The following is a 20,153-nucleotide window of genomic DNA, read 5'->3' on the forward strand; positions in this document are numbered from 1 at the left end:
TCTCGTGGAGCCGCGATCGAGCGCCGAGCGCTCGGGCGGGGGGTGCGTCGTTAGCGGACGACGACCGCGAGGACGTCGCGGGCCGACAGGACGAGGAACTCCTCGCCGCCGTACTTCACCTCGGTGCCGCCGTACTTCGAGTAGAGCACGCGGTCGCCGACGGCGACGTCGAGCGGAACACGGTTGCCGTTGTCGTCGATGCGGCCGGGGCCGACGGCGACGACCTCACCCTCCTGGGGCTTCTCCTTGGCGGTGTCGGGGATGACGAGACCCGAAGCGGTGGTCTGCTCCGCCTCGACCTGCTTGATGACGATGCGATCCTCGAGCGGCTTGATGCTGACCGACACGGTTGACCTCTTCTTTCTGACGACGATGAGGGGGTTGGCACACTCGACGTGCGAGTGCCAGAGCAACTGTACCGAAGCGATTAGCACTCTCGCAATCCGAGTGCCAGCCCGCGGCGCGCGCACAGGAGAACCGTCCGGTGGCAGGATCGACCCATGGATGCCGCCGAGCTGCGGGAGCTGCTCACCCCGGAGGCGCTGGCGCTGCTCGACACGCTCGCGCCGAGCGACTCGACCGCCGACGTCGTGGCGCTGGTGGCCGGGCTGCGCAAGCAGGGGCATCCGCCCGCTCGCGTCGCCGCCGTGCTCACCCAGTACCGGCTGCGGCGGAAGGCCGAGGAGAAGTTCGGCCCCTTCGCGCGGCGGATGCTCTTCACCGCCGAGGGGCTGGAGCAGGCGAGCCGACTGCGGGTCGCGGCCCAGCATGCCGGACGCTTCGCCGCCGCCGGCCTGCAGCGCGTGGCCGACCTCGGCTGCGGCATCGGCGGCGACGCCCTGGCGCTGGCCTCGCTCGACCTGACGGTGACAGCGGTCGAGCGCGACGAGGTGACGGCCGCGATCGCCGCCTACAACCTGGCGCCCTTCCCCACCGCGCGGGTCGTGCACGGCGATGCCCTCGCGCAGAGCCTCGATGACGTCGGCGCCGTCTGGCTCGACCCCGCACGGCGCACGGGAGCCGTGCGACTGAACTCCCCGGACGACTGGTCGCCGAGCCTCACCGACGCGCTCGCGATCGCCGGTCGCCGCCCGGCGGGTATCAAACTCGCCCCCGGGATGGACCGCGGGCTGCTGCCCGAGGGCCTCGAGGCGCAGTGGATCTCGGTCGACGGCGAGGTCGTCGAGCTCGTGCTGTGGAGCGGCGCCCTGGCCCGCCCCGGGGTCGGGCGGGCGGCGCTCGTGCTCCGCGGCGACGCACCCCCGGCCGAGCTGCGCAGCGCGACCGACAGCGCCGACGTCGACGCCGGGCCGCTCGGCGAGTACCTGTACGAGCCCGACGGCGCGGTGATTCGCGCGCGCTTGATCGGCGACCTCGCACGCAGCATCGGGGGCCGGATGCTCGACCCCACGATCGCCTACGTGACGAGCGACACCGCCATGCAGACGCCCTTCGCGCGCGGGTTCCGCATCGTGGAGCGGCTGCCCATCGATATCGCCCGGCTCAAGCGCGCGCTCGCCGCGCGCGGGATCGGGACGCTCGAGATCAAGAAGCGCGGCGTCGACATCGACCCCGCCCGGCTGCGGCCCAAGCTGGCCCTGCGCGGCGACGCCGCGGGTGTGCTGGTGCTGACGCGCATCGCCGGCGAGCGCGCGGCCCTGCTCGCCGAGCGCCTCTGACCGTGCCGATGGCGGGGGTCAGAACCCGCCCATGCTCCCGACGCTCGAGAAGAAGATGATCGGCAGCAGCGTGAGGAACAGGAACAGGATTCCCCACAGCACGGAGATCGCGATCCCGACGTAGCCGCAGACGAGCCCCGCGACCGCCATGCCGCGCGCGTGCGGCTCGCGCTTGAGCGCCATGTGGCCGAGGATGACGCCGGCGATGGCCGGCAGGAGCCCGAAGGCGGCGAAAGAGAAGACCAGGCCGATGATGCCGAGCACGAGCGCCAGCACGCTGAGCGTCGAGGCGGGGCTGGCGGGCAGCGCACTGTAGGGCGTCGCGGCGGGCGCGGCGGGCGCCGCGGGAGCGCCCGGAGTCGCGGGGGCCGCGGGCGCGACCGGGGCGGCAGCCGCAGGGGCGGGGCTCGCCGCAGCGGGCGCGGGGGCCGAATACGGATCGGGGCGCGAAGCAGGAGGCGTCGCCTCGATCGGCGGCGGAGCGGCGACGGGTGCCGTCGCAGCCGCGGCCGAGGCAGGGGTCTTCCTCGCCGGGGGAGCAGCGGCGGAGGTCTTCTTCGCCGCCGAGGCGGCGGCAGGGGCCTTCTTCGCCGCCGAGGCGGCGGCAGGAGTCTTCTTCGCCGCCGAGGCGGCGGCGGGCGCCTTCGTCGTGGCGGCCGGCGTGCGGCGCGTCGGCTTCTTCGCGGGCTCGAGCGGAGCATCCGCGGCACCCTGCCCGGGTGCGGGGGGCGGGGGCGGCGGGGGCGTGGTCTCGGCCATGGGATCCTCCTGTGGCGGCTCGGGCGGAGCGGACGGTTCTTGCGGGCGGGTCAGGCGCCGAGGGCGTTCAGAGTCGCCAGGAAGACGCCCCAGAACACGAACCAGGCGACGGTGCCGACCCAGCCGATGATCGTTGCGGCGAGCGCGAGCCCACGGCCGCCCTCCCCGGTCTGCGCGATCTGACGGAGGGTGATGTGGCCGAGCACCGCGCCGGCGACCGGCACGAGCAGGGCGAGCACGAGGGCGACCGGCGCCAGGCGGTTGCGCGCACCGGGCGCACCGGAAGCGGCAGCGGGCGAAGGGGCGGGAGACGCGGCGTCAGTCATGGGCGGGCCGTTCGGGTCGGGTCGGATGCTCCGCACATGATAGAGGCTCGCACCGGGCATTCACCTCGGTGCGAGCCTCTAATCGGCCCCGCGGGCCGATCAGTCGATGCGCGGTTCGCTCAGCGCAGCGGTCAGGGGGCGAAGGTGATGCCGCCGCTGCTCGCCGCGATGGCGAAGAAGCCGATCCAGGCGATGACGCCGATGAGGCCCGCGACGAGGCCGAGGTAGCCGAGCACGAGGCCGGCGATCGCGAGACCGCGGCCGTTCTCGCCGGTCTTCTTGATCTGGCTGAGGGCGATGTGGCCGCAGATCACCGCGCCGAGCGACACGAAGAAGGCCAGCACGAGCGAGACGATCGCCAGCGTGTTGGTCTTCGGCCCGGCGGCGGCCGGCGCGTACGGAGCGGCCGGGGGCGGGGTCGGTGCGGGGGGCGGGGTCACGTCAGACATGCGGTCTCCTGAGTATCGATCGGTGGCGGCCCGGGTGCGGGCACGGCCCATGCTGTCAGCGACCCCCGGGGGTGTCAACGAGGCGGCGGGCGCGCCTCGAGCCTCGTCGGGTCAGGCTTGCACCGTCGTGACGGGCAGCGTCGAGTCGGCGCTCACCGCCAGCCCCGAGGGCTCGCGCCCGGCCATGATCAGCTGCGCGGCGAGCGCCGCGATCATGGCTCCGTTGTCGGTGCACAGCGACAGCGGCGGGATGCGGAGCTCGACCCCCGCGGCGGCGGCACGCTCGGCGGCCAGCGCCCGCACCCGCGCGTTCGCGGCGACACCCCCTCCGAGCAGCAGGCGCGGCACACCGCGGTCGCTGCAGGCCGCGATCGCCTTCGCCGTGAGCACGTCGGCGACGGCCTCGCGGAACGAGGCGGCGATGTCGGCGACGGGCACCTCGAGGCCCGCATCCCGCAGCTTCTCGACGTGTCGGGCGACCGCGGTCTTGAGGCCCGAGAACGAGAAGTCGTAGCGGTGGCGCTCGAGATCCTTCGGCAGAGTGAGCCCGCGCGGGAACCGCACCGCGGTCGGGTCGCCGTCGGCGGCCACGCGGTCGATCTGCGGGCCGCCCGGGTAGGGCAGGCCGAGCAGGCGGGCGACCTTGTCGAAGGCCTCCCCCGCGGCATCGTCGATGGTCTCGCCGAGCAGCTCGACATCGCTCGTGAGGTCGCGCACGTGCAGCAGCGAGGTGTGGCCTCCCGACACCAGCAGCGCGATCGTCGGCAGCTCGATCTCGGGCTCGCCCTCGGTGCGCAGCACGTCGGCGCCGACGTGCCCGACCAGGTGGTTGACGGCGTAGAAGGGCTTGTCGAGGGCGACGGCGAGCGCCTTCGCGGCACCGACCCCGACCATGAGGGCGCCCGAGAGTCCCGGGCCGCTCGTGACGGCGACCGCGTCGAGGTCGCCGAGGGCGATTCCCGCCTCGTCGAGTGCCCGCCGCAGGGCGGGCTCGAGCGCCTCGAGGTGGGCGCGCGCCGCGACCTCGGGCACGACGCCGCCGAAGCGGGCGTGCTCCTCCATCGACGACGAGATGACGTTCGCCAGGAGGGTGGTGCCGCGCACGATTCCGATGCCGGTCTCGTCGCAACTGGTCTCGATCCCGAGCACGAGCGGGTCCCCGCGGTTCATGCGCCACCCTCCCGTCGCATGACGATCGCGTCGACGTCGTCGGGCTGGTAGTAGCGCGGGCGCACGGCGATGGCCGCGAAGCCGTGCCGTTCGTACAGCGCCTGGGCACCCGGGTTGTCGGCGCGCACCTCGAGCAGCACCTCGGTCGCCCCGCGCCGCTCGGCCTCCTCGAGCAGGGCGGTCAGCAGCGCGGTGCCCAGCCCGAGCCGGCGGCAGGCGGGGGCGACCCCGATGGTCTGGATGTCGGCCTGCGGCGAACCGGGCAGCGCGCTGAGGCCCGCGTAGCCGACGATGGCGCCCTCGGCCTCGGCGACGAGGTAGCGGGTGTGGGGGGCGGCGAGCTCGGCCGCCATCATGGGGGCGCTCCAGGCATCACCGGGGAAGAGGCGCTCCTCGAGCGCCATGATCGCGTCCAGGTCGTCGAGGGTGGCGTCACGCAGCACGGGGGTGGTCACGACGTCACCCGCTTCGGGCTCGACAGCGTGACATCGGGGGCGCGCAGGTAGAGCGGGTCGGGCGCGGCGAACGGCAGGGCGGCGGCGAGCCGGGCGAGGGCGACGTGCGCGAGCGGGGCGGCGGGGATCTCGAGCACCTCGTGCGCGACCACTCCCTCGGGCGGCATCCACCCCGCGCGCAGGACGAGGTGCGCGGGCTCGACGACCTGCGGCAGCGGCAGGGCGGCCGAGTAGACCGTGACGGCGGCCTCCCGGCGGCGGGCATCCGTCACCACCGCGAAGCGACCGGCGGCGACGCCGCCCTCGACGAGGCGCAGCGCGACGGCGTCGTGGCTAGGAACCGGCAGCAGCGGAACGCCCGCCGCGAGCGCGACCGCCCGCGCAGCCGCGATGCCGACCCGCAGGCCGGTGTACGGGCCGGGGCCGATGCCGACGACGACGCCGCGCAGCGCGGTGGCGGTCGCTCCGGCCTCGCGCAGCACCTCGTCGAGGTACGGGCCGATGACTTCGGCGTGCCGTCGGGTGTCGTCGGTCGAGCGCTCGGCGAGCACGCGGCCGTCGTCGGCGACGAGCGCGACGGCCGTGCCGGCCGAGGTGTCAATCGCCAGCAGCATGCAGCCAGCCTAGGTCGGTCCAGCGCTCGCCCACGCTTGTGATCGTCACGCGACGGGGCTCGACGGGAGCGGCGTCCGGATCGTCCTCCGGTGCCGTCGAGCCGCCGGTCGGGCGCTCGATGGTGATGGCCAGCCAGTCGTCGACGAGGTGCTCGATGAGCCCGGCCCCCCATTCGACGACGGTGATCGACCCGGCGAAGTCGATGTCGAGATCGTCGAGCTCGGCGGCGTCGCGCAGGCGGTACGCGTCGACGTGCACGAGCGGTGGGCCCTCGGCGCGCGGGTGCGTGCGGGCGAGCACGAAGGTGGGGCTGGTGACGGTGCCCCGCACCGCGAGCGCATCGCCGAGACCGCGGGTGAGGGTCGTCTTGCCCGCCCCGAGCTCTCCGATCAGCAGCACGACATCGCCCGCCCGCAGCTGCCCGGCCAGCAGGGCGCCGAGCCGCGCCATCGCCTCAGGGTCGGCGATCGTGAGGGTGACGGCAGGTGCGGTCACGCCGCGCTCCGAGCGGTGCGGCGGACGCGCCGGCCGAGCCGGGTCACCAGCTCGTAGGCGATCGTTCCCGCGGCGTCGGCCCAGTCGTCGACGCTCGGCTCCCCCTCGGCCGGGTCTCCCCAGAGCACGGCCTCGTCGCCGACCGCGACCGGCGCGTCGCCCACATCGACGACGAACTGGTCCATCGCGATCCGCCCGACGACCCGGTGCAGCCGGCCGCCGATGGCCACGGGCGCACCGAGGGCCGCGCGCGGGGCGCCGTCGGCGTAGCCGAGGGGCACGAGCGCGAGCGTGGTCGGCGCGGTCGTGCGGTGCAGGTAGCCGTACGAGATGCCGCTGCCCGCCGGAACGCGCTTGACTCCCGCCACCCGCGCGCTCAAGCGCATCGCGGGTCGCAGCGGCAGCGCGCCGCGCTGGTGCCGCTCGGGGGCGATGCCGTACAGCGCGATGCCGTAGCGGACCATGTCGTAGCGGGCCGCGGGGTGGTCGAGGGCGGCGGCCGAGGCGGCGAGATGACGGATGCCCGCCTCGAGCCCGACGCTGCGCACCGCATCCAGGAACCGCTCGAAGGCGACGAGCTGCCGGCGGTCGTCCTCCGGCGAGGTGTTCGACAGGTGGCTGAAGACGCCGCGCAGGTCGAGGGCGCCGGAGCGCTGCGCCGCCGCGAGCTCGTCGACGAACGGGCCCCACTCGCCCTCGGTGACCCCGTTTCGGGAGAGCCCGGTGTCGACCTTGACGTGCACGGCGACGCGGTGCCCGCTCGCCGCGACCTGCGCGAGCTGGCCGCGCGAGCTGAGGCCGAGGGTGATGCCCGCCTCGGCCGCCGCGGCGGCATCGACCGCGGGGTCGAGCAGCCAGGCGAGCACGGGCGCATCGATCCCGGCGGCCCGCAGCTCGAAGGCCTCGTCGAGGTCGGCGACACCGAGCTGGTCGACGCCGCCCTCGAGGGCCGCGCGGGCGGCCGTCGCGGCGCCATGCCCGTAACCGTCGGCCTTGACGATCGCCATGGCGTGCACGGTCGGGATGCGCGCTCGCAGCAGCGCTGCGTTCTCGGCGATCGCCCCCGCGTCGATCCGCGCCTCGCGCAACGGCCGGGTCATGACTCGGCCACCACGAACGCGATCGCGACGCCCGCGTCGTGCGACATCGAGACGTGCAGCGATGCGATGCCGCGCGCGGCGGCGATCTCGGCAGCCCGGCCGGAGACCGCGATGTCGGGGTTGCCCTCGGCGTCGCTGATGACCTCCATGTCGTGCCAGCCGATGCCGTCGGTCGCCCCGAGCGCCTTCAGCAGCGCCTCCTTCGCGGCGAAGCGACCCGCCAGTGAGCGCAGCGGCCGCTCGCGCTCCTGCGCGGTGAACAGGCGCTCGCGCAATCGCGGCGTGCGGTCGAGCGCGCGCTCGAAGCGGGCGAGGTCGACCACGTCGACCCCGATCCCCACGATGCGCCCCATGACCGCCCGCCGCTCCGTCCGCCCGTGTGACCGGCTACTCGACCGTGACCGACTTCGCCAGGTTGCGCGGCTGGTCGACATCGAGGCCCTTCGCCGCGGCGAGCTCCATGCCGAAGTAGTGCAGCGGCACGACCGCCAGCATCGGCTCGAAGAAGGGCGAGGCGAGCGGGATCCGGATGACCTCGTCGGCGTACGGCAGAACGGCCGCGTCGCCCTGCTCGGCGATCGCGATCACGCGCGCACCGCGGGCGCGGATCTCCTGGATGTTGGAGACGACCTTGCTGTGCAGCGAGCGCGGGTCCCGGGGGCTCGGCACGAGCACGAACACGACCTGCCCGGGCTCGATGAGGGCGATCGGTCCGTGCTTCAGCTCGCCGGCGGCGAAGCCCTCGGCGTGGATGTAGGCGAGCTCCTTCAGCTTCAGGGCGCCCTCGAGAGCGACCGGGTAGCCGACGTGGCGGCCCAGGAAGAGCACGGAGCGGGTATTGGCCATCCAGTGAGCGAGGTCCTTGATGCGCTCCCCGACGCCGAGCGCGGTGCGCAGCTTTTCGGGCACCTCCTGCAGCTCGGCGACCAGCCCGCGGGCCTCGTCGTCGCTCAGGGTGCCGCGCACCTGCCCGAGCTGGAGCCCGAGCAGGTAGGTCGCCGCGATCTGGGCGACGAAGGCCTTCGTCGACGCCACGGCGACCTCGGGGCCGGCGTGGGTGTAGACGACCGCATCCGACTCGCGCGGGATCGTCGCGCCCTGCGTGTTGCAGATCGACAGCGTGCGGGCGCCGCGCTCGCGCGCGTACTTCACCGCCATGAGGGTGTCCATCGTCTCGCCCGACTGGCTGATCGACACCACGAGGGTGTTGGGCGACAGCACCGGCTCGCGATAGCGGAACTCGTGCGCCAGTTCGACATCGACCGGGATGCGCGCCCACTGCTCGATCGCGTACTTGCCGACCATCCCCGCGTAGGCGGCCGTGCCGCAGGCGATGATCAGCACGCGGTCGATGCCGCGCAGCACCTCGGCGCCGAGGGCCGTGACCTCTGGCAGGTCCACGAGGCCGTCGTGCACCCGGCCCAGGATCGTCTTGGCGACTGCTTCGGGCTCCTCGCTGATCTCCTTCGCCATGAAGCTCGACCAGCCGCCCTTCTCGGCGGCGGAGGCGTCCCAGTCGACCTCGAAGGTGGGCGGGGTGACCGGGGTGCCGGCGAAGTCGACGACCTCGACACTGTCGGGACGGATGGTGACCAGCTGGTCCTGCCCGATCTCCATCGCGTGGTGGGTGTACTCGACGAAGGCGGCGACGTCGGAGCCGAGGAAGTTCTCACCCTCGCCGAGGCCGATGACGAGCGGCGAGTTGCGGCGAGCGCCGACGACGACGCCCGGCTGGTCGGCGTGCACGGCGAGCAGCGTGAAGGCGCCGTCGAGCCGGTTGACGACCTCGAGCATCGCGGCGGTCAGGTCGCCGGTGCGGCGGAAGGCGTCGCCCACGAGGAGTGCGGCGACCTCGGTGTCGGTCTCGGAGGTGAAGCTGTGCCCTGCGGCGAGCAGCTCCTCCTTCAGCGCGGCGAAGTTCTCGATGATGCCGTTGTGGATCAGCGCCAGCTTGCCGCCGTCGCCGAGGTGCGGGTGGGCGTTCTCGTCGGTCGGCCCGCCGTGGGTCGCCCACCGGGTGTGACCGATGCCGGTGTGCCCGTCGGTGAGCGGGGTCGCTCCCAGGTCATCGGTGAGGATGCCCAGCTTGCCCGCGTGCTTGCGCGTGCCGAGGTGCCCAGAGTCGTCGATGACGGCGACGCCCGCGGAGTCGTATCCCCGGTACTCCAGGCGCTTCAGACCGCCCAGGAGGACGTCGATGCTCCCCCGGCTCCCGACATAGCCCACGATTCCGCACATAACCCACCATTCTAGGTCTCCGACCCGAGCCACCGGTCGGCGGGCGGTCCTGCGAGCCGCGCGGGCGGGCTCCCGGCGCGTCGGCGGACGGCGCCCGGGAGTACTGTGGGGGGCGATGACCGAGCCCCACGGCGTGCGCGACACCAGCCCGTTCGACGAGATCGACCGGCAGCGCTGGGCGGCCCTCGCGCCGATCACCGACCGGCCCCTCACTGAGACCGAGCTCGTGCAGCTGCGCGGCCTGGGTGATGCGCTCGACGAGCGCGAGGTGGCCGAGGTGTACGTGCCGCTGAGCCGCCTGCTGAGCCTGTATGCCGTGGGTGCCCGCGAGCTTCACCAGGCGACCCGCAGCTTCCTGGGCGAGGCGAGCGCGCCGACGCCCTTCGTGATCGGCGTCGCCGGCTCGGTCGCCGTCGGCAAGTCGACGATCGCGCGCCTGCTGCGCGAGCTGCTGTCGCGCTGGCCCGACACCCCTCGCGTCGAGCGGGTCACGACCGACGGCTTCCTGCTCTCCACGGCCGAGCTCGGACGACGGGGCATCCTGCATCGCAAGGGCTTCCCCGAGTCGTACGACCGGCGGGCGCTGCTGCGCTTCGTGGCGCGGGTCAAGGCGGGTGCCGACGAGGTGCGGGCACCGGTCTACAGCCACCTGAGCTACGACCGCGTTCCCGGCGCGGAGATCATCGTCCGACGGCCCGACATCCTCATCGTCGAGGGGCTCAACGTGCTGCAGCCGCCCGCACCGGGCACGGCTCTCGCCGTCAGCGACCTGTTCGACTTCACCATCTACGTGGATGCCCGCACGACCGACATCGCGCAGTGGTACGAGGAGCGGTTCCTCGCCCTGCAGCGGGGTGCGTTCGCCGACCCGCGCAGCTACTTCCACCGCTACGCCGCCCTCGACCACGACCAGGCGGTCGCCAAGGCGCGCGAGATCTGGCGCGAGATCAACGAGCCCAATCTGGTGCAGAACATCCTGCCGACCCGGGCGCGGGCGTCCCTCGTGCTGCGCAAGGCCAGCGACCACACGGTCGAGACGGTGATGCTGCGCAAGATCTGATCCGCCGGTCGGCCCGCGCGCGGACACGGGGTCACGACTCCGGAAGGAGGCGCTCAGACGGCGAGGTGCTCCCGCACGATCGCGGCGAGACGCTCGGCGACCTCCTCGGCGGTGGCCTGATGGGCCGCCTCCACCATGACGCGCACCATCTGCTCGGTGCCGCTGGCCCGCAGCAGCACCCGGCCGCTGTCGCCGAGGGCCGCCTCCTCCGCCGCGACGGCGGCCGCCACCACCGGGTGGCCCTCGAGCGCGGTGCGGTCGACGCCGCGCACGTTGATGAGCACCTGCGGGAAGACCGTCATGACATCGGCGAGCTCGGCGAGGGTGCGCCCGGTCCGGGCCATCTCGGCCGCGAGCTGGAGCCCGGTCAGGATGCCGTCGCCGGTGGTCGCGTGCTCGCTGAAGATGATGTGGCCCGACTGCTCGCCGCCCAGTGCGAGGCCGTGCTCGGCGAGCGCCTCGAGCACGTAGCGGTCGCCGACCTTCGTCTCGATCAGGGTCACGCCGTGCTCGGCCATCGCGCGCTTGAGGCCGAGATTGCTCATCACCGTCGCCACGAGAGTGTTGTCGGTGAGCCGACCGCGGTTCTTGAGGGACAGGGCCAGGATCGCCATGATCTGGTCGCCGTCGATGAGCCGGCCCTGAGCATCCACCGCCAGGCAGCGATCGGCATCGCCGTCGTGCGCGATCCCGAGATCGGCTCCGTGCTCGACGACGGCCGCCTGCAACGGACCGAGGTGGGTCGAGCCGACTCCCTCGTTGATGTTGAGCCCGTCGGGGTCGCTGCCGATCACGGTGACGCGTGCGCCGGCGTCGGCGAACACCTGCGGCGAGATGCCCGCGGCCGCGCCGTGCGCGCAGTCGATGACGACGTGCAGGCCCTCGAGCGACACGTCGAGCGTGGCGAGCAGGTGCAGCAGGTAGCGGTCCTCCGCGTCGGCGAAGCGGCGGATGCGGCCCACGCCCTCCCCGGTCGGCGCGAGCTTGTCGCCCGCGAGCGCCAGCTCGATGCGGTCCTCCACCGCGTCGGGCAGCTTGGTGCCGCCGAAGGAGAAGAACTTGATGCCGTTGTCGGGGGCCGGGTTGTGCGAGGCCGAGATCATCACGCCGAAGTCGGCCCGGATGTCGCCGACCAGGAACGCGGCGGCCGGCGTCGGGATCACGCCCGCATCGAGCACGTCGATGCCCGAGCTGGCCAGACCCGCCGAGACGGCGGCCGTCAGGAACTGTCCGGAGACCCGGGGGTCGCGCGCGACGATCGCCGTCGGCCGCTTGCCCTGAGCGCGCAGCTCATCGGCGTGCCGACCCTGCGTGAGCACGACCGCGGCGGCCTGCGAGAGCCCGAGGGCCAGCTCGACGGTGAGGTCACCGTTCGCCAGCCCCCGGACTCCGTCGGTGCCGAAAAGTCGACCCATGACGCGTTCGCGGCCGCAGCGACTAGCGCTTCGAGTACTGCGGAGCCTTGCGGGCCTTCTTGAGACCGGCCTTCTTGCGCTCGATCACGCGGGCGTCGCGCGTGAGGAAGCCGGCCTTCTTCAGGGTCGGGCGGTTGTTCTCGCGGTCGATCTCGTTGAGAGCGCGCGCGATGGCGAGACGCAGGGCGCCCGCCTGGCCCGAGGGGCCGCCGCCGGTGATGCGCGCGGTGACGTCGTAGGCGCCGCCGAGCTGCAGGACCGTGAAGGGGTCGTTGATCAGCTGCTGGTGCAGCTTGTTCGGGAAGTAGTCCTCGAGGGTGCGGCCGTTCACCGAGTAGGTGCCGGCGCCGGGGGTGATGCGCACGCGGGCGATGGCCTGCTTGCGGCGGCCCACGGCCTGGCCCGAGACCGAGAGCACGGCGCGGGGCGCCGCGGCCGCGACGGGCGCAGCCGACTCGGTCGTGTACGACTCGGGAGCCGAGTCGGGGGTGATGTCGTCAGTGTTCACTGCGTCGTTGGTGGTCACGTCTGCCACGATGCTGTTCCTTACAGTCTGCGCGGCCGCTACTGAGCGACCTGGTCGAGGGTGTAGGTCGTGGGCTGCTGGGCAGCGTGCGGGTGCTCGGCGCCCGCGTAGACCTTGAGCTTCTTGATCTGGGCGCGGCCCAGCGAGTTCTTCGGCAGCATGCCGCGGATCGCCTTCTCGACGGCGCGCTCGGGGTTCTTCTCGAGCAGCTCGGTGTACGAGGTGGCGGTGAGGCCGCCCGGGTAGCCCGAGTGGCGGTAGGCCATCTTCTGGGTCAGCTTCGAGCCGGTCAGCGCGACCTTGGCGGCGTTGATGATGATGACGAAGTCACCCATGTCCATGTGCGGAGCGAAGGTGGGCTTGTGCTTGCCGCGCAGCAGGGCGGCGGCGTGGCTGGCGAGGCGGCCCAGGACGACATCGGTAGCGTCGATGACGACCCAGTTACGCTGAACGTCAGCGGGAGTGGGGCTGAATGTACGCGTCACAGTGCGGACTTTCGTGTCGAGGAGTTCGTGAATCCCGCTCCGGGAGGGAGTTCGTGCTCGGATCGAGCGTGAACGCCCAGGTGGAGGGCTCAACCGGATGACCGTCGGCGACGGGCACCAAGGGTCGAGCCTAGCGGGCCCGCCCCGTGCGGTCAATCTGAAGAAGCGCCGTCCGCGGCCGTTGCGGCAGGGGATGCGGAGCCGAGCGGCTGGCGGCGCGCGCGGGTCTGCTCGGCGCGGGCCGCCAGCTCGGCATCAGGCGGGTAACCCACCTCGACGAGCGTGAGCCCCTTCGCCGCGACGACCGGGAAGAGCGAGGTGCGCTGCGCCGAGCGCAGCAGCTCGACGATCGCATCGGGCTCGCGCCGCCCCAGCCCGACGGCCACGGCGGCCCCGACCAGCGCGCGCACCATCGAGTGGCAGAAGGCATCCGCGCGGACGGTCGCGAGCAGCACCCCGTCGTCATCCCGTCGCCAGCGGTAGTCGAGCAGGGTGCGGATCGTCGTGGAGCCCTCACGGGGCTTGCAGAAGGCGCCGAAGTCGTGGAGGCCGACGAGGCTCTGGGCGAGGGCATCCATCGCCGCCGCATCGAGCGTGCCGGGCTGCCAGAGCGTGTGGGCCCGCCGGAGGGGGTCGCGCAGGGCAGCCTCATCGGCGATGCGGTAGGCGTAGCGGCGCCAGATCGGCGAGAAGCGGGCGTCGAATCCGGCCGGCGCGAGCGCGATGCCGGTGATGACCACGTCGGGATCGGCGGAGGCGAGAACGCCGTTCAGTCGCCGGGCGAGCGCCGTGGTCGGCTCACCGCGCCGCCGGTCGGCCGCGAGGGCGGCCCAGCGCTCGGCCGAGAGGTCGAGGTGCGCGACCTGGCCGGTGGCGTGCACGCCCGCATCGGTGCGTCCGGCCACAACGAGGCGCACCTGCTCGGCGGGGTCGCGCAGCACGGTCGCGAGCGCGGCCTCGATCGTGCCCTGCACAGTGCGCAGCCCGGGCTGGCTGCTCCAGCCGGCGAAGGCCGTGCCGTCGTAGGCCGCGTCGATCCGCAGGCGCACCGTGTCCACGATGAGCGAGTCTAGGCCGGTCGGTTTGACCACGGCGGCGGCACGGGTGACCCTAGGAGGGTCATGTCGATCGAGAATGCGTCCCCCGGGCGGCTCCCCGGGCTGGACGGCCTGCGGGCGCTGGCGATCACCCTGGTGCTCGGCTATCACCTGTTCCCGGGACTCGCGCCGGGCGGGTTCGTCGGCGTCGACGTCTTCCTCGTCGTGAGCGGCTACCTCATCACCGCGCTGCTCGTGCACGAGCACCGCACCCGCGGCACGATCCGGCTCGGCTCCTTCTGGGCACGGCGCGCCCGACGGCTGCTGCCCGCACTGGTGCTCGTCATCGCTGCCGTGTCGCTGGTCGCCGCGTCGATGGGCGGTGACGTGCTGGTCGGCATCGGATGGCAGCTGCTCGGCGTCTTCACGTTCAGTTACAACTGGTGGTCGATCGCGCAGGGCGCGAGCTACCTCGACCAGACGAGCCCGGAGCTGTTTCGCCACGCATGGTCGCTCGCCGTCGAGGAGCAGTTCTACCTGCTCTGGCCGCTCGCCCTGCTCGCGCTGCTGCTGATCCCGCTGCGCGCGGTGCGGGTCGCGGTGCCACTCGTGCTCGCTCTCGCCTCGGCAGGCGGGCTGGCGCTGCTCGCGGGCGACCCCGCGCTCGACCCGGGCACCGCCTCGATCGCCTACCTCTCGACCCTGATGCACGGATTCGGCCTACTGCTCGGGGCGGGTCTCGCGCTCGCGCTCGATCCGCTCCGACCGGCGGAGCGGACCGACGCCCGGCCCTCCCCTGCCCGCCTCGCGCCGGTTGCGCTCGGCGTGCTGGCCGACGTCGGCGCCCTGCTCGCAGCGAGCGGGCTCGTCGCGCTCGCCCTCGTGCTGAGCATCGACCAGGCGGCGGCATACCGCGGCGGGCTCGCCGCCGCGGCGCTGCTGACCGGCGTGCTCATCGTCTGCCTGCGCAGTCCGCACGGGCGCGCGGCGGGCATCGCGGATGCGGGACTCCCCCGCTGGGTCGGCGAGCGGTCGTACGGCCTCTACCTCTGGCACTGGCCCGTGATCGTTCTGCTCGGTGCCGCCCTCCCCGCGATCGACCGCGGCGGCCTCGAATCGTGGTGGCTCGGGCTCGCCGCGCTCGCACTGTCGGTCGTCCTGGCCGCGGGCAGCTACCGCCTGGTCGAGCAGCCCGTGCGGCGGCACGGCTGGGCCGTCGTGCTCGGGCGCGGTGGCGCGGGGGTCGCGACGCGGCGGGCGGGCGCGGTCGCCGCATCCGTCATCGCGATCGCGATGGCGGCCGGCGTGGGCCTGGCGGTCACCCGCGCGCCGGACCAGTCGGAGGCGGCGGCCCTCATCGCGGCCGGCCAGGCCGCACTCGACGCTCCCCCGCCCGCAGTTCCGCTGCGGCTGCCGATGGAGGAGCGCGGCCCGCAGGACCCCGGTACGACTCCCCTGCCCGGGGGGAACCGGATCACCGCGGTCGGCGATTCGGTGATGCTGGCCTCGGCGCCGCAGCTCCAGGCGCGGTTCCCGGGTATCGCGATCGACGCGGCGGTCTCGCGCCAGCTCTGGCAGGGGCTCGGCATCATCGAGAAGCTCGCGGCCTCCGGGAGGCTGCGCGAGTTCGTCGTGCTGGGGCTCGGCACGAACGGCTCGATCGATCCGCAGACCCTGCGTGACATCCGCCGCGTGATCGGCCCCGACCGCTGGCTCGTTCTCGTGAACCCGCAGGCCCCGCGCGGCTGGATACCCGCCGTCTCCCGGCACTACCGCGCGTTCGCCGACGACTACCGCAACGTGGTCATCGCGGACTGGCGCGGTGCCATCGCCCCCCGCCTCGACATCCTCGCCCCCGACCAGGTCCACCCCGGGCCGACCGGAGCCCGCATCTACACAGGCACCATCGCGGATGCCCTGCAGTACCTCGTCGACCTGCCCGAGCCCGTCGACTACGGGGCCTACCCGGATCTGCATCGACCGCGGTGACCCGGTCTACCGCCCCCGCGTCGGATCGGCGTCAGAGCGCGATGCGGTACGCGACATCGCGGGCCGTCGGCGCGAAGCCCAGCCGCGTGTAGACGCCGAGCGCGCCCGTCGGGTTGTCGGTGTCGACATCGAGCGCGGCGAGCTCGAGGCCCTCACGGCGGAAGGCGTCGAGCACGTCGGCGAGCAGCGCGCCGGCGAGGCCGCGGCCGCGATGCTCGCGCACGGTGCCGACCAGGCCGATGTAGCCCGATCGGGCGCCCTGGCGCTCCCAGTCGTCCTCGTTGACCTCGGCGATGACGAATCCTGCGACGGTGTCGCCGGCCCAGGCGACGCGGCTGAGATCACCACGGAAGGTGGGCAGCCCCGCTGTCGACTCCCACGCCTCGCGCGAGGTCGGCTGGCTGCCCCAGTGGTCGGCGAAGGCCGCGTTGCGCGCGGCCCGCACGGGCTCGCTTCGGGCGGGGTCGAACGGCTCGACGCGCAGCCCGTCGGGCAGCGGGGGTGCGGGCGAGGGCGGCGCCCCGAGGTCGCGCTCGAGAGTCGTGAACCAGCGGGCCGCGTCGAAGCCGAGGCGCCGCAGCAGGGCGCCGTGCTCGGGCGCGCGATCGGCGGCATAGCTGAGCACCCAGGCCGGCAGGCGCAGCGGGCTCGCGGCGAGCATCCCCAGCGCACGATCGTGCTGCCAGCGCAGCAGACGACGACCGATGCCGCGGCCACGCGCAGCAGGGTCGACGCCGCCGAACAGGATCACCCGCACGAGCGACTCGGGGTCGGGCGGCATCACGCACAGCCCCCACGCCACCGCCGTGCCCGCGTCGTCGAGCGCGATCAGGCCATCGCGGACCGGGTCGACCCACGAGTGCTCGAGCTCCTCCTGCAGCTCGTCGAGCGACTCGCTCCAGGTGGGGTGGTCGCGACGGCTCATGCGCTCGGCGAGGTCGACCAGCAGCGGGGCGTCGTCGGTCGCCAGGGGCCGCCACCGGATGCCCTCCGGGCCCTCAGGACGACCCGGGTCGTCCGGCGCCTCGATGCGGTCGCGGAGGGGCAGCAGCTGCTCGGTCACGGGGGAAAGAGTACGGCCCCCGCTCTCTCGAGCGGGGGCCGTGACGCGATCGTGATCGCGGAGGACCTACTTCGCCTCGTCCTCGGCGGCGGTCTCCTCGGCCGGAGCCTCCTCGACGACCTCGGCCGCGGGCGCCTCCTCGGCGGCGGTCTCCTCAGCAGCAGCCTCGACGACCTCCTCCGCAGAGGTCTCCTCCGCGACAGCCTCCTCGACCGGGGCCTCCTCGACCGGAGCGGCAGCCGGAGCCGCCGCGGGCGCGGCCGACTTCTTGGCGCTCTTCGGCTTCGGGTTCACCGGCTCGAGCACCAGCTCGATGACGGCCATGGGGGCGTTGTCGCCCTTGCGGTAGCCGACCTTCGTGATGCGGGTGTAGCCGCCCTCGCGCTCGGCCATGAGCGGCGCGATCTCGGTGAACAGCAGGTGCACCGCGGTCTTGTCGGTGACGATGCGCATGACGCGACGACGGGCGTGCAGGTCACCGCGCTTCGCGAAGGTGATGAGACGCTCGGCGAGGGGGCGCAGGCGCTTCGCCTTCGTTTCGGTGGTCGTGATGCGCTGGTGGGTGAACAGCGCGGTCGCGAGGTTGGCGAGCAGCAGGCGCTCGTGGGCCGGACCGCCGCCGAGGCGGGGACCCTTCGTGGGCTGAGGCATGATGTGTGTTCTTTCGGTTCAGGAGCGGGAGGGGTGCCGGGCGCGAGAGGGCCTAGCTCTCCTCGTCGTCGTAGCTGTAGAAGTGCGCGCCGTCGAAGCCGGGAACGGCGTCCTTGAGCGAGAGACCCATCTCGACGAGCTTGTCCTTGACCTCGTCGACCGACTTCTGCCCGAAGTTGCGGATGTTCATCAGCTGGGTCTCGGAGAGCGCGACGAGCTCGCTCACCGTGTTGATGCCCTCGCGCTTGAGGCAGTTGTAGCTGCGCACCGACAGGTCGAGGTCCTCGATCGGCATCGAGAGCTCGGTCGAGACCAGGGCGTCGACCGGCGCGGGGCCGATCTCGATGCCCTCGGCCGCGGTGTTGAGCTCACGGGCGAGACCGAACAGCTCGACCAGCGTGCGGCCGGCCGAGGCGATGGCGTCGCGCGGCGAGATCGCCGGCTTGGTCTCGACGTCGACCACGAGACGGTCGAAGTCGGTGCGCTCACCGGCACGCGTCGCCTCGACGCGGTAGGTGACCTTCAGCACGGGCGAGTAGATCGAGTCGACGGGGATCTGCCCGGCCTCGCTGAACTCGCTGCGGTTCTGGGTGGCGCTGACGTAGCCGCGGCCGCGCTCGATGGTGAGCTCGAGCTCGAACTTCGCGCTGTCGTTGAGGGTCGCGATGACCAGCTCGGGGTTGTGGATCTCGACACCGGCCGGAGCCGAGATGTCCGCGGCGGTGACCTCGCCAGCGCCCTGCTTGCGCAGGTAGGCGGTGATCGGCTCGTCGTGCTCGCTCGAGACCACGAGGTTCTTGATGTTGAGGATGATCTCGGTGACATCCTCCTTCACGCCGGCGATGGTGCTGAACTCGTGCAGCACGCCGTCGATGCGGATGCTCGTCACGGCGGCACCGGGGATCGACGAGAGCAGGGTGCGGCGCAGCGAGTTGCCGAGCGTGTAGCCGAAGCCCGGCTCGAGCGGCTCGATGATGAACCGGGAGCGGAACTCGGAGACGTTCTCCTCGGTCAGCGTGGGACGTTGTGCGATGAGCACTGTGGATTCCTTTCGGCAAAGTGTCCGCCATATGACACTTGTGGCGCGACGAGTGGCTGGCTCGTCGAGAGTGTGGAGTTATCGACGTTCGGGGGTCGTGATCGACCGGGCGCGGCTGCGGGCCGCCCCGTGCCGACCAGCCTCAGGCGGGTCGGCACGGACAGCGGTCAGACGCGGCGACGCTTGGGCGGGCGGCAGCCGTTGTGCGCCTGCGGGGTGACGTCGCTGATCGAGCCCACCTCGAGGCCGGCGGCCTGGAGCGAGCGGATCGCGGTCTCGCGACCCGAGCCCGGGCCCTTCACGAAGACGTCGACCTTCTTCATGCCGTGCTCCTGCGCCTGGCGCGCGGCCGACTCGGCGGCGAGCTGGGCGGCGAAGGGGGTCGACTTGCGCGAGCCCTTGAAGCCGACCTGGCCGGACGACGCCCAGCTGATGACGGCGCCGCTCGGGTCGGTGATCGACACGATCGTGTTGTTGAAGGTGGACTTGATGTGAGCCTGCCCGACGGCGATGCTCTTCTTCTCCTTGCGGCGGGGCTTGCGCGCGGCCGACTTGGGTGCTGCCATGGTCTTCTCCTGAACCTGTTCGTAGGCGCTAGCGGGCGGGGCCCGGGACTAGCGCGCCTTCTTCTTGCCGGCGACGGTGCGCTTCGGGCCCTTGCGGGTACGAGCGTTGGTCTTGGTGCGCTGACCGCGCACCGGGAGGCCACGGCGGTGACGCAGGCCCTCGTACGAGCCGATCTCGACCTTGCGGCGGATGTCGGCGGCGACCTCGCGGCGGAGGTCACCCTCGACCTTGTAGGTGCCCTCGATGTGGTCGCGGAGCGCGACGAGCTGGTCGTCGGTGAGGTCCTTGACGCGGATGTTCGGGTCGATGCCCGTGGCGGCGAGGGTCTCGTGCGAACGCGTGCGACCGACGCCGTAGATGTAGGTGAGTGCGATCTCCACGCGCTTATCGCGCGGGATGTCGACTCCGGCAAGACGGGCCATGATGGCTCCTTCAGGTGTGTGAGAGGTGTGGAGCAGTTCCGGTGCCAGGGCCCCTCGCCCTGGGTGTCCTCCGCTCGCGCGGATTCTGGAACTGCCGGTTGACCGTGTTCAGTTGTGAGTCTTCAAGGCCCTGGCGCTGGCGGCGAACTGAGCTTGCTCAGTTCGCCCATGAATGCAGGGCGGGGCGCAAGCAGCGACGAGGCTTTAGCCTTGGCGCTGCTTGTGCCGCGGGTTCTCGCAGATGACCATCACGTTGCCGTGCCGGCGGATGACCTTGCACTTGTCGCAGATGGGCTTGACGCTGGGGTTGACCTTCATGGTTGCTCTTCTCTCTCGCTGGCCTCGTGCTCCGGGTGGTTTCCCGGGCCGTTCCTTATCCGGCGCGACGCTTACTTGTAGCGGTAGACGATGCGGCCGCGGGTCAGGTCGTAGGGGCTCAGCTCCACGATCACGCGGTCCTCCGGGAGGATGCGGATGTAGTGCTGGCGCATCTTGCCCGAGATGTGGGCGAGCACCTTGTGGCCGTTGGTCAGCTCGACGCGGAACATCGCGTTGGGCAGCGCTTCGACCACCGAGCCTTCGATCTCGATGACACCGTCTTTTTTGGCCATTG

The 20,153-nt window shown here is 72.5% G+C and carries 25 protein-coding genes; 3 read left to right on the forward strand and 22 right to left on the reverse strand.

Annotated elements, in window-relative coordinates; all coding sequences use genetic code 11:
* Positions 1–50: 50 nt before the first annotated feature.
* On the reverse strand, positions 51–347 hold the full coding sequence (groES, locus tag BJ959_RS06270) for a co-chaperone GroES (RefSeq protein ID WP_153982817.1): 297 nt from the start codon (positions 345–347) through the stop codon (positions 51–53).
* A gap of 153 nt (positions 348–500) precedes the next feature.
* Here groES and BJ959_RS06275 point away from each other — a divergent pair, with 153 nt between their 5' ends.
* The gene (locus tag BJ959_RS06275) at positions 501–1,679 is read left to right on the forward strand and encodes a THUMP-like domain-containing protein (protein WP_153982816.1); all 1,179 of its coding nucleotides are present in this window, start codon (positions 501–503) and stop codon (positions 1,677–1,679) included.
* Positions 1,680–1,697: 18 nt separating this feature from the next.
* Here the strand turns inward: BJ959_RS06275 and BJ959_RS12640 are convergent, their stop codons facing one another.
* The 10 genes from BJ959_RS12640 to glmS form a co-directional block, all read right to left on the reverse strand.
* Entirely contained in the window at positions 1,698–2,438 is a 741-nt protein-coding gene (locus BJ959_RS12640; protein WP_153982815.1) for a DUF4190 domain-containing protein, read from the reverse strand.
* 50 nt (positions 2,439–2,488) lie between these two features.
* Positions 2,489–2,764, reverse strand: a complete 276-nt coding sequence (locus BJ959_RS06285; RefSeq protein ID WP_243739031.1) for a DUF4190 domain-containing protein — start codon at positions 2,762–2,764, stop codon at positions 2,489–2,491.
* Positions 2,765–2,895: 131 nt separating this feature from the next.
* Entirely contained in the window at positions 2,896–3,213 is a 318-nt protein-coding gene (locus BJ959_RS06290; RefSeq protein ID WP_153982813.1) for a DUF4190 domain-containing protein, read from the reverse strand.
* A 111-nt stretch (positions 3,214–3,324) separates the two neighbouring features.
* A complete protein-coding gene (gene tsaD / locus BJ959_RS06295; RefSeq protein ID WP_153982812.1) occupies positions 3,325–4,383 on the reverse strand; it encodes a tRNA (adenosine(37)-N6)-threonylcarbamoyltransferase complex transferase subunit TsaD in 1,059 nt (352 codons plus the stop codon).
* Positions 4,380–4,838: a ribosomal protein S18-alanine N-acetyltransferase gene (gene rimI, locus BJ959_RS06300; RefSeq protein ID WP_341800040.1), complete on the reverse strand. Its 459-nt coding sequence runs from the start codon at positions 4,836–4,838 to the stop codon at positions 4,380–4,382. Before rimI ends, tsaD begins: the two co-directional genes overlap by 4 nt.
* The gene (gene tsaB, locus BJ959_RS06305) at positions 4,835–5,452 is read right to left on the reverse strand and encodes a tRNA (adenosine(37)-N6)-threonylcarbamoyltransferase complex dimerization subunit type 1 TsaB (RefSeq protein WP_153982811.1); all 618 of its coding nucleotides are present in this window, start codon (positions 5,450–5,452) and stop codon (positions 4,835–4,837) included. Before tsaB ends, rimI begins: the two co-directional genes overlap by 4 nt.
* Complete coding sequence (gene tsaE / locus BJ959_RS06310; RefSeq protein WP_341800039.1) at positions 5,436–5,948, reverse strand: tRNA (adenosine(37)-N6)-threonylcarbamoyltransferase complex ATPase subunit type 1 TsaE; 513 nt, start codon at positions 5,946–5,948, stop codon at positions 5,436–5,438. Before tsaE ends, tsaB begins: the two co-directional genes overlap by 17 nt.
* A complete protein-coding gene (alr, locus tag BJ959_RS06315) occupies positions 5,945–7,048 on the reverse strand; it encodes an alanine racemase (RefSeq protein ID WP_153982810.1) in 1,104 nt (367 codons plus the stop codon). Before alr ends, tsaE begins: the two co-directional genes overlap by 4 nt.
* Positions 7,045–7,401, reverse strand: a complete 357-nt coding sequence (locus tag BJ959_RS06320; RefSeq protein ID WP_153982809.1) for a holo-ACP synthase — start codon at positions 7,399–7,401, stop codon at positions 7,045–7,047. The genes alr and BJ959_RS06320 overlap by 4 nt, the downstream gene beginning before the upstream one ends.
* A gap of 34 nt (positions 7,402–7,435) precedes the next feature.
* Positions 7,436–9,286: a glutamine--fructose-6-phosphate transaminase (isomerizing) gene (gene glmS, locus BJ959_RS06325; RefSeq protein WP_153982808.1), complete on the reverse strand. Its 1,851-nt coding sequence runs from the start codon at positions 9,284–9,286 to the stop codon at positions 7,436–7,438.
* A 115-nt stretch (positions 9,287–9,401) separates the two neighbouring features.
* Between glmS and coaA the strand changes: the two genes are divergently transcribed.
* Positions 9,402–10,346: a type I pantothenate kinase gene (coaA, locus tag BJ959_RS06330; RefSeq protein ID WP_153982807.1), complete on the forward strand. Its 945-nt coding sequence runs from the start codon at positions 9,402–9,404 to the stop codon at positions 10,344–10,346.
* Positions 10,347–10,399: 53 nt separating this feature from the next.
* Here coaA and glmM read toward each other — a convergent pair whose 3' ends face one another.
* The 4 genes from glmM to BJ959_RS06350 all read right to left on the reverse strand — a co-directional run bounded on the left by glmM (position 10,400) and on the right by BJ959_RS06350 (position 13,821).
* Entirely contained in the window at positions 10,400–11,761 is a 1,362-nt protein-coding gene (gene glmM / locus BJ959_RS06335; RefSeq protein WP_153982806.1) for a phosphoglucosamine mutase, read from the reverse strand.
* Positions 11,762–11,783: 22 nt separating this feature from the next.
* Positions 11,784–12,254 (reverse strand): 30S ribosomal protein S9, encoded by a 471-nt coding sequence (gene rpsI / locus BJ959_RS06340; RefSeq protein ID WP_424960756.1) that lies wholly within the window; start codon positions 12,252–12,254, stop codon positions 11,784–11,786.
* A gap of 71 nt (positions 12,255–12,325) precedes the next feature.
* On the reverse strand, positions 12,326–12,772 hold the full coding sequence (rplM, locus tag BJ959_RS06345; protein WP_153982805.1) for a 50S ribosomal protein L13: 447 nt from the start codon (positions 12,770–12,772) through the stop codon (positions 12,326–12,328).
* Positions 12,773–12,924: 152 nt separating this feature from the next.
* Positions 12,925–13,821 (reverse strand): tRNA pseudouridine synthase A, encoded by an 897-nt coding sequence (locus BJ959_RS06350; RefSeq protein ID WP_153982834.1) that lies wholly within the window; start codon positions 13,819–13,821, stop codon positions 12,925–12,927.
* A gap of 72 nt (positions 13,822–13,893) precedes the next feature.
* On the opposite strand from BJ959_RS06350, the gene BJ959_RS06355 reads away from it, so the two are divergent.
* Complete coding sequence (locus BJ959_RS06355) at positions 13,894–15,798, forward strand: acyltransferase family protein (protein WP_153982804.1); 1,905 nt, start codon at positions 13,894–13,896, stop codon at positions 15,796–15,798.
* Positions 15,799–15,829: 31 nt separating this feature from the next.
* On the opposite strand, the gene BJ959_RS06360 is transcribed toward BJ959_RS06355, so the two are convergent.
* The 7 genes from BJ959_RS06360 to infA form a co-directional block, all read right to left on the reverse strand.
* A complete protein-coding gene (locus BJ959_RS06360) occupies positions 15,830–16,861 on the reverse strand; it encodes a GNAT family N-acetyltransferase (protein WP_153982803.1) in 1,032 nt (343 codons plus the stop codon).
* A gap of 66 nt (positions 16,862–16,927) precedes the next feature.
* The gene (gene rplQ, locus BJ959_RS06365; RefSeq protein ID WP_153982802.1) at positions 16,928–17,512 is read right to left on the reverse strand and encodes a 50S ribosomal protein L17; all 585 of its coding nucleotides are present in this window, start codon (positions 17,510–17,512) and stop codon (positions 16,928–16,930) included.
* 52 nt (positions 17,513–17,564) lie between these two features.
* Positions 17,565–18,551, reverse strand: coding sequence for a DNA-directed RNA polymerase subunit alpha (locus BJ959_RS06370; RefSeq protein ID WP_153982801.1), 987 nt, complete (start codon positions 18,549–18,551; stop codon positions 17,565–17,567).
* Between the two features lie 167 nt (positions 18,552–18,718).
* Positions 18,719–19,117 (reverse strand): 30S ribosomal protein S11, encoded by a 399-nt coding sequence (gene rpsK, locus BJ959_RS06375; RefSeq protein ID WP_047561544.1) that lies wholly within the window; start codon positions 19,115–19,117, stop codon positions 18,719–18,721.
* 48 nt (positions 19,118–19,165) lie between these two features.
* Entirely contained in the window at positions 19,166–19,540 is a 375-nt protein-coding gene (gene rpsM / locus BJ959_RS06380; protein WP_153982800.1) for a 30S ribosomal protein S13, read from the reverse strand.
* Between the two features lie 204 nt (positions 19,541–19,744).
* Positions 19,745–19,858, reverse strand: coding sequence for a 50S ribosomal protein L36 (rpmJ, locus tag BJ959_RS06385; RefSeq protein ID WP_047561540.1), 114 nt, complete (start codon positions 19,856–19,858; stop codon positions 19,745–19,747).
* 71 nt (positions 19,859–19,929) lie between these two features.
* On the reverse strand, positions 19,930–20,151 hold the full coding sequence (gene infA, locus BJ959_RS06390; RefSeq protein WP_021759551.1) for a translation initiation factor IF-1: 222 nt from the start codon (positions 20,149–20,151) through the stop codon (positions 19,930–19,932).
* Positions 20,152–20,153: the final 2 nt, after the last annotated feature.

The sequence above is a fragment of the Microcella frigidaquae genome, assembly GCF_014200395.1.
In the GTDB taxonomy this organism is placed as follows: Bacteria; Actinomycetota; Actinomycetes; order Actinomycetales; family Microbacteriaceae; genus Microcella; species Microcella frigidaquae.